At 46.5% G+C, this 7,245-nt stretch carries 4 protein-coding genes and 1 pseudogene; all 5 read right to left on the bottom strand.

The features are described 5' to 3' along the window. Positions 1–149: 149 nt before the first annotated feature. Positions 150–1,688 (bottom strand): serine/threonine protein kinase, encoded by a 1,539-nt coding sequence (locus ACLFWI_RS23265; protein WP_446414901.1) that lies wholly within the window; start codon positions 1,686–1,688, stop codon positions 150–152. 507 nt (positions 1,689–2,195) lie between these two features. After that, complete coding sequence (locus ACLFWI_RS23270; RefSeq protein ID WP_446414902.1) at positions 2,196–2,642, bottom strand: hypothetical protein; 447 nt, start codon at positions 2,640–2,642, stop codon at positions 2,196–2,198. Positions 2,643–2,868: 226 nt separating this feature from the next. After that, complete coding sequence (locus tag ACLFWI_RS23275; protein WP_446414903.1) at positions 2,869–4,044, bottom strand: anhydro-N-acetylmuramic acid kinase; 1,176 nt, start codon at positions 4,042–4,044, stop codon at positions 2,869–2,871. 184 nt (positions 4,045–4,228) lie between these two features. Beyond that, positions 4,229–6,430 (bottom strand): hypothetical protein, encoded by a 2,202-nt coding sequence (locus ACLFWI_RS23280; protein WP_446414904.1) that lies wholly within the window; start codon positions 6,428–6,430, stop codon positions 4,229–4,231. Between the two features lie 57 nt (positions 6,431–6,487). Beyond that, a pseudogene (locus ACLFWI_RS23285) lies at positions 6,488–7,245 on the bottom strand (hypothetical protein); the annotation flags it as partial.

A 7,245-nucleotide genomic window follows, 5' to 3' on the forward strand; every position in this document is an offset into this window, starting at 1 on the left:
TGGCTCAGTTATCGGTGAATAGCGGAATTTAGTCCCTAAACCCGCCCCTACACCTGCCCCCATAATTGAATCAGGGCGGGTTTTGTTGCTCAGTTATCGGTGAATAGCGGAATTTAGTCCCTAAACCCGCCCCTACAGAACATTCAACCCTATCCAGAAATGTCGGTGGGATAATCCGTGTGAACAGCTTCTAGCTTCATCACAATTTTTGGCTTAAGTTTCTCAAGCTCTTGCTTGAGAATTCGTTTACTTAGCTGAGGTTGAGTGCTGGGCATAGCCGCATTGCTGGCATTTGCCCAATCTAGGAGTAGTTTTCGCTGAGTTGAGGCAATGGTGGCGGTCATCACGTTGGCGCAGCGTTGGGGTTCAGTCAGGGCAAAGAATAAAATCCGGTAGTTTCCTGATTCTCCTAAAATGCGGATCACTTTTTGACCCATGGCTGTTTTCAGATCCAAATAGCAGGTTAGCCAACGGGCGCCATGTTGCCGATTGTGTAGGGCTGTAATCCATAATACCATGGGATGCGGAGACATCAGAAACAGGAATTGGTTATAGCGGGTGCTAATTCGGCGGTTTTCAATATCGTCCTTGGTTAGCATCACCCAAAGAGTAGCTAATAGTTCCTGACTGGTACGAATAATATGCGGAAAAACAATCGAGGCTTGGGGTTTGTTTTTGGGCCAAGACGTTTGTAAGCACAGGTCTTCAATAGAACGAGCGGGAGGCTTCTTGGCGGGTTCTTCGACTCGGGGTATTTTTGAAAGTACAGCACCAATCCGCTGACCGAGTTGTCGTCCTTGACCAAAACGCTGTTCTAAGGGTTCTAAAGTCTGGATGACTTCCTCAATGGTTTGTGGGCGATCGCTCGCCTCTTTTGCTAGACAACTCATCACCAGATTTTCCAGTGCTTTGGGCAATTTCAAATCCGGTTTGGCGGATTCAAAGCGGCGCGGTGGGCTGAAGTGATGAGCTTTGTACCACCCGCCAAAGGAATTCGATTCGCCTACAATGGGCATTTCCCCGGTGAGCATCTCAAACATCATCACGCCCAGACTATAAATGTCAGAGCGGTTATCAAGTTCCCTTCCCTCCATTTGCTCGGGGGAACAATAGGCTAATGTCCCCATAAACGAGTGGGTTTGCTCGCTGTTGGACTGGATCAGTTTGGCAATGCCAAAGTCGAGGATTTTTACTAGTTCTCCGAAGGAGGCGTCTTGAACCACCAGGATATTGCTGGGTTTAATATCTCGGTGAATAATTGGGCTAAGTTCACCTTCGATCACGATCCCCTTATGAGCGCATTGCAGCCCTAAACTAATTTGACGGCTAATATTGAGAAAGCGAGGTAAGGGGAGGGGTTGCTGGCGCACGATTTCACTTAAGCCACTGCCTTCCAGGAACTCCATCACATAAAAGGAAATGTCATTTTCATCCACGCCATAGTCCCGGACGCGCACGATATGATTACTTTTTTCCCCAAGTAGCGCACAGATGGTCGCTTCTCGCTCAAAGCGATCGCGCATTTTTTGGTTGAGCAAGGTTTGGGATATGAATTTGACAGCGACAATAACGCCGCCAAGTAACATATCTTTAGCTTTATAAACTTGACCCATAGCGCCCTGACCTATCAACCCAACGAGTTGATAGCGGTTGGCGAGTATGCGACCATGATTAGGGTCTTTTGTCATGATTGGTTTAGTGAGAGCTGGGAGCAGTTGTGAACGATACCTATTTACCAGTTTGACCCAAGCGCAATTCGGCAAGTAGCATTCAATTGAACTAGACCCAATAACTCACTCGGTTACTCGTTCCATTGTGCCATTGTGACCAGCTATAGTTCATCGCTTTATTGAGCGCTCAGCGGGAGCTACACCTGTGGTAAACCGAAATCAATTAACTCAATACGTTCCATAAGTCAAGGGTAACGTAGAATTTATCAGTCTATCCCAGACTATATCCTGCTACGCTAACACAGGAAAAGCAGGTAAAACGTCACTGATTTTTAGGAAGGTCAAAACCCGTGTGAGTGATTTGAGCAAAATACCTCCGATGTAGGAAACTCCTTGTCTTTCAACCGGAAAGGAATACCAGCAGAGCGGTTGTTAACTAAAGTGGAGGCTCGAAGCCCCATTACTTCAGTGCGGGGTGCTGACCGTTGATACTTCACAGTTTATACTTCTGATTATAGGCTTGTGCTATCCCGGCTGTCGTTCTAGCGTTGCTTCCATTGTGCTGGTCAGATAGTGACCCGCCATGATGCTACTGGAGAGGTAGTAGGTATTATCATCAAGTTGGTGTCGGGTTTCAAAACCACTACGTCTTTGGCGATCGCTTAAAACCCAATAGCGTTGCACAATTGATTCTGGAGTGATCCAACCTTCGCCCTCAACACGACCCAAAACACTATGCTGTAAGACGAAGGTATACTGACGTTCTCCGGCATCAAGACGCCCCCGATATTGGAAAGAAATATCCTCGCGCTCATCCTCGGGAAAAACCAGCTTTGTTACCATCGTAAACCAGTTTTCTCGACCCCAGGCAACAATTGTTTTCCCTCTAACGCTTAGAAGTGATCCATTGCGCTCCAGCCAATTTCCCTGGAGTGTCCAGCGTCCTGTCTCCATTAAAAAGGTGTGAGCCACAGCGTTACCCTTTGCCTCTAATCGAATAGTGTTGGTTGAATTTGTCCTCAACTATGGCACAATGCCTGACCAAGCAGATTGCCAAAATCGTAGTCATATAGGATAAAAAAATAGGCAATTGTGTTTCAGTATTCAGTGTAGTCCCAAGTGGACAAGAAATGCTTCATTCTGAGTTAATTAGGGTTGGCTGCACAACTCCAAAACCCTTATCTATCAAGGCTTTGAGTTAGGATGGCGCCATATTACCCAAAAGTAACGCCTGCTTCGCGCCTGTAACTGGCGGGAGATTCCCGCAAATGCCCAAGTTTCGCCAATAGGCTAAAACGGCAAAGGCGATCGCTTCTTTGAAATCTCCACTCACCCCAGCCTGATCCGTTGTTTGTATCTCTACGGATTTTAACCGGGTTTGTAAGCGCTGTTTGAGATAAAGATTGCGGCTACCCCCACCGCATAAGAATATCTGGTCGGGCATCTTCGGTAAAAAGCGACGATAGCTGTCCTCTATAGAGGCGACGGTGAGTTCTGTCAGGGTTGCTAATAGATCAGCCGGACTCAGAGAATAGGCTTGACTCTCGGCAATACATTGGTGTAAATAATCCCAGCCGAATAATTCTCGCCCTGTGGATTTCGGCGGGGGTTGCTGGAAAAAGTCATGGCTTAACCATTGGTTGAGCAGGGGTTGACAAATCGTCCCCTCTCGTGCCCAGTTTCCGTCTTGATCGTATGTTTGATGTCCCTGGGTAAAATGCTGTACAGCTAAATCCAACAGAGTATTTCCTGGTCCTGTATCCCAACCACTGACCAAATCTAACCAATTTCCTTGACAGGGAGGGAGGTAAGTAACATTACTAATTCCGCCGATATTTTGGATACATCGGTGCTGAGTTGGGGAGGAGAGCAAACAAGCATCAATTTTGGAGACTAGGGGCGCTCCTTGACCCCCAACTGCAATATCAGCGACACGGAAATTACTGACCGTTTTAATCCCTGTGGCGTAAGCAATAACCTCTCCCCGTCCTAACTGAAGACTATATCCCAAAGGGGTACATGTAGAGACGTGCCATGGCGCGTCTGGGAGCCGAGGAACAGGTGGACGATGGTAAACGGTTTGACCGTGGGAACCAATCAGCGTAGCCGCGGGTGGGTGGTGTTTTTGGATGGCTTGGGCGGCTTGAGCAAATTGTCCCGCGATCGCATCATCTAATCCAGCCAATTCTGCCATTGATATAGAACCACCAGCACAGAGATTAAGGATTTGCGATCGCAGTTGTTCCGGGTAGGGATAGGTCGCCCCAGCCAACAACTCCACGGTTAAATCGGACTCAGAACCAGCAATCTCCACGAAAGCTGCATCAATTCCATCAACTGACGTACCACTAATTAATCCAACCACGCGAGTCATAGTTTTTGCTGGGGGAGCATGTAGAGACGTGCCATGGCGCGTCTGGAAGCTGGGGGAAAAACAATTCCATTAGAGCTTATCCAAGCAGTATTGAACCTGTTCTAACCGTTACCGATTCTACCAAAAGTTGGTATTTCGTGGTAATGCTAGCTAGAATTAGGCGTTTGAGCTTGATCAAGCGTCCTCACTGATCGCGATCGCACCCTAACCCTTGCAGCCGTTTTGCTCGTTTCACCCGCACCTGGGTATCATCACTACCACTGGCGATCAGGATATTTCTCTTTAAAACATTTATATCAACACTATTGAATTTTCTGTTGTCAAATGACTTATCCACTTCGATACCCTCTACATATTGTTCTGCTCGTTTCCCCTGAGTGGTGAGGGGCCACAGCATCGTTCGTCCATCATCACCGCCACTGGCTAAGTAACAACCCCCATTACTTAACGCCACAGATCGCACAGGTAGACTACCATGACCATTCGACCATTGGTCAATAATTTCACAGGACGGTTGACCCTCAACCAAACAGGATCGCATATTCCACAATGTAATATAACCCTGATTGTCAGCCGTCGCCATCAGATAAGGTTTCATATCCGCAACATCGATACTGAGGATATAGTCATCCTGACCCCCTGGACGATACTGACCATCTTGACGATACTGCACGGGAACGGTCACATTCTCTGATTGGGACAAATTCCAAATAACCAATTGATTAAACCGTCCAGCAACCGCTAAATTTTGATTGCCGAGTCCCACAAATTTTAGGGCATAAACCGCAAAATCAGATTGTCCCCTCAACATTGGTTCCTGACTGCTATTTCCTCCAGTTATCGTATCCGCTAAACTTTGTTGAATGTCCCACCCTAAGATAAATCCGCTGCCGTGACCACTAAAAAGATACCGTGAATCATCTGTAAACTCTAACGCCAAAACTCGATCATCCTTTTCTTGGGAAAAAGACATCATTAATTTTGGCGTTTCTGCCAATAAATTCAACAATTGAATCTCACCATTTTCTAACCCAGCCGCCACCACGTTATTATCGACTGGTTTATAACGAATCACCCGCACGGCTTTCCCCGTCTTGGCAATCTTCTCCACTTCGGGATTAGCAAAGTAATTAAAAAAGCCATCAACTCGCCATTTAATCAAGGATTGATCATTAGATCCACTGACCACATTCTGGCTCATACCATTAAATTGCACAGAATTTACAGCAGCTTTGTGTCCATACCAGGAATTATTAGGGTTGAGCCAAGACAACCACCATAAGAAATATAAAAGCAGGAGTCCACCACCCAGAAGCAACCATGTTGGAATAATCGGATAAACATCCAGTTTCAAAAATTGACTCGTGGGATTAGTATTTCCTAAACGCTGATCCGATAACGTTGCTAATGCTTCTAACCCTAGTTCTTTTTTTCGACCCCATAAATGGCGTCTGGCTTGAACTCTCAGCGGCGCTTGAGCCGTTTGACCCGGATTCAATTCGGCGGGTTTATCGGGCAATTCTAAGGTAAATTCCTGTTTGTCTTCACCCTGAATATTAACAGTAACCAGCTGCTGAAGATTGCTATAATTAGTAAATTCCAAGGTGTAGGGAACGGGTGAATTCCGCCAGTTAGGTATCCAAGCGCGTTTGGTGGGAATTTGCTGTTGTTTGGGAGTGGCGCTAAACTCCACCAACCCCATAGGTAAAACTTCTAGCTTACCTTCTACTTGGGCAGGAGAACCATGACGATGAGTCGCCGCGATCGCAAAGGGATAAATCCGGCTAGGTGCTTGGGGAATATCAGGAATTTGGCAAATAAATGTTTCCGTGACTTGTCCGTTTGGAGGTAGATATAACTGGCGTTCAGTTCCATCAACAATCCAGGTGGGATCTATGCCGGAAAAGTTTAACGTAACATGGGTTTCTAGTTGACTGGGATTATAAACCCGTACCGGAATTTCCTGTTGACTTGCTGGATATTCTTGAAACTCCCGTACTGGCAGATCCAATTTTAACGGAATTGAACCCGTACCCTGTTCTAAAATTAACCGCAGCACTTCTCGGTCTTCATCCGGGAGTTCCATGGAGAAGACACGCACCGTTAGGTTCATCAATCCGACAAACCCCGGTACAGGATTATCGACAATCGCCACCTGAAAATGGGTGACATCACCTGGCGGCTTTTTAGTCCCCACTTCTGGGGAGATCATGTACCAATCCGGAAGCCGATCAGCATCAACCCCAGCCGCCGTTACTTCCACCTGAAAACTGGCAAAGCGATCGCTATCATTAACGACCTTAACTTCAAACGAAGCAGGTAAACCTCCAGGCTTAAATCTAAGTTGTTTTGGGGAAACCGTTGTATCAATTAAATTATCTACCATTATTGTCCTTCCTTACTCCCGAAACTCCCCCAGTTTTCCTGTTCCCTGTTCAACAGGCTACATTAACTTATCAAACAGCTCATTTCGACGCGATCGATCGGACGGTTGTGATGGATTGGAGGGGCGGGAAGGGCTTGATGTCGTAACTGTTGGTGGTGGTTGTTGTCCACGGGTTAGTTGTCGGCGACGCCAAGCTAAATGCAAAATGTTAATCCCTAATTCCTGGGCTGTACGCATTACTTCACGGGGAATCAGTCGTTTTTGATTAATTCCCCAAGCCTCTGATAAGTTACCGATCGCGACAATAATCCCCCCCCCACTTAAAACTTGAATCGGCTTTCTATTGATACGAGGTGTCGTGGCAAAAAGAAAGGGTTGAGTCCGCAGTAAGTCGTGACGGTCTAATTTTTCCAGTGGCGTTAACCGGGTGCCTATACTTTGGGCAAACTCTTGGAATCGACCCGCGATCGAATTCTTGCGTCTGGCTAACTCTGTCGCAATCATCTCTCGTTCACGCACAATATCTTGTCGGCATTGCTTTAAGTTTGTATCCGTATCAATATTGGGATTATCATCGATTTGGGTTAGCGCCTGTTCCAGGTCTTGGTATATTTTGCTCAGTTCTTTAATCGCATCGCCTTGTACCCAATGTTTTAATCCTGCCGACGCTTCGACTAAAACTGTCCCGCCTGCCTGTAAATACTGTCGCAGTACCTCAAATTCCGATTCCCCTAATACCTGAACTTGGCGATCCGTCATCAAAAATAGATCATACTCTAAAATAGCTTGTAGTTCTGCCGATTTTAAACTAAATT

The sequence above is a fragment of the Coleofasciculus sp. genome (assembly GCF_046539235.1).
Lineage (GTDB): Bacteria > Cyanobacteriota > Cyanobacteriia > Cyanobacteriales > Coleofasciculaceae > Coleofasciculus.

Bases quoted from the DNA above. Each gene is read 5' to 3' on its own strand.
- ACLFWI_RS23265 (WP_446414901.1), bottom strand. From the start codon at position 1,688: ATGACAAAAGACCCTAATCATGGTCGCATACTCGCCAACCGCTATCAA.
- ACLFWI_RS23275 (WP_446414903.1), bottom strand. From the start codon at position 4,044: ATGACTCGCGTGGTTGGATTAATTAGTGGTACGTCAGTTGATGGAATT.
- ACLFWI_RS23280 (WP_446414904.1), bottom strand. From the start codon at position 6,430: ATGGTAGATAATTTAATTGATACAACGGTTTCCCCAAAACAACTTAGA.